This is a genomic window from Oleiphilus sp. HI0043 (genome assembly GCF_001634935.1).
Genome location: NZ_LWEY01001292.1, coordinates 1 through 1859, shown reverse-complemented (window position 1 = coordinate 1859; position 1859 = coordinate 1). Strand labels below are relative to the sequence as shown.

Below are 1859 nucleotides of genomic sequence, written 5' to 3'. Positions count from 1 at the left end.
AGAAGATTTGACGGCATTTTGCCTCAATGAACATAAGCTTATACGTCAGAATATATTGCTAGTACAGCAAGGAGACTTGAATGCTTGTTCAGGTTTGGAAAGCTCAGTCGCTGTGCAGCGATGTCAGGCGCTGCTAATCAATCACAAGCTAGAGCAGGGTGCAGATAAGTCATTCTGCACGCAGTTGAATGAGCCTGTTATTAAAGCGGCATGCGACGACTTTTCACGTTACTTTCAGGGCATCAATGTCGGTGATTCAGAAGCGTGCTCACTGATTAGTAATACAGCTCTTAAAGCACGATGTAACGAAGAGGCGATTCAAGCTTATTTAGCAGAGCTATTGTCAGATCTGAGCTATCAGTATTTAAATGAACAGCATGATCAGCTTGCGGGAGCGTTGCATAGTGAAGGTGAAGAGGTAGAGGCCTTACTAGCGAAAACCAAAGGGCTAGATTTAGTCGATACGCACCATCTTAAGTCGGAGCTTGGTCGGGACTTTGTGCTTAAGTCTTACGCTTTAAAAGGCCAAAATAGCGATGATTCTGTTGTTGGCTTTGAGCAGACTAAAGCCGCTTCTATTGGTCTGGAAAGTGCGCCTGCGATGAAAGCTGTCGAATTATTTGAGCCCTTCAGCTATGGCCGGGGTATTGCAACGGGGGATACGAACCAGGATCTATGGCCAGACCTGGCAATTGCTTATTCCGACCGCATACGACTTTATCAGAATATGGGGGGGCGCTTTGCTAAGCGAAAAACGCTAGAGTTTGGAAGTGAACTAAGCCCAGTATTGGTCAGTTTTGTTGATTTGGATGCAGATAGCTATCCTGACTTGTTTGTGTCGTTTTATGGTGCTGGTAATAGAATCTATTGGAACCAGGGCGGTAGCTTTGATCAAGGTCGCTATCAGGAGCTGATGCTTGAAAACAGTCAACTAGTGATGTCAGCGGCATTTCAGGATGTTGATCAGGATGGTGATATTGATATGGCTTTGGGTAGCTGGTTTGCTGGCGACTTAAGACATTTTAATCCGCACCGTTCCCAAAATTATTATATTGAGAATGCTGCCATCAAGAAGCATTCATCCAATAATACTCGCCGAGATTTTAAGCCACATGCATTACCTGGAGCGCAAGGGGAGACCTTGTCAGTACTTTTCTCGGATATTGATCGAGATGGTAAGCCGGAGTTGCTCGTGGGAAATGATATGGATGCCCCCGATATTATATATCGCTGGAAATCGGGGCGTTTCCAAGTAGCTAAAGCCGATAGTAACCTGCCAGCTTACAGTGCATTTAACACGATGAGTATCGCCAGTGGCGACCTCAATCGAGACCAGCTAATTGATTACTTTAGTGTTGATATGTCTTTTGGCCAAGAGGGTGGTTTGGACTATTGTCAGCAGGCTGGCATTGCAGACTTACAGGCGTGTAGAGCTTTGCTTTCACTTGATCAGGCTGTCAAATCTGGGCAAGTTGGTACCTGTCAATATTTGGCTGAGAGCAAGAGAAAACAAGACTGTCTTCAGGCGCAGCTTATTCAACTGGCCAGGCAATCAAGGCAAGACGATATTTGTAGTCTCATGACTCAGGAAAACAAAGTGGCTGAGTCTTTATGCCGAGCTGCCAGTAAAGTAATTCCCCCAAAGCAAGCTATCAACTATTCACTATACCCTAAGGGTGTTCAGCGCAATGTCTTGTCTATGTCCTCGATGGGCGGCTGGCAAGAACTTGCTGAAGACTGGGCTGTATCAGAAAGTTATTGGAGTTGGCACAGCAAGATAGCAGACTTGAATAATGATGGCTGGAACGATATTTATGTTGGCAACGGTTATATGTTTGGTGGAGCAGGGCGGCGTACCC

1 protein-coding gene is annotated in these 1859 nt (G+C 45.6%); it reads left to right on the top strand.

All coding sequences use genetic code 11. From position 1 onward, the window contains the following. On the top strand, window positions 1–1859 hold a 1859-nt coding region (locus tag A3729_RS16865; protein ID WP_231877455.1), incomplete at both ends, for a VCBS repeat-containing protein.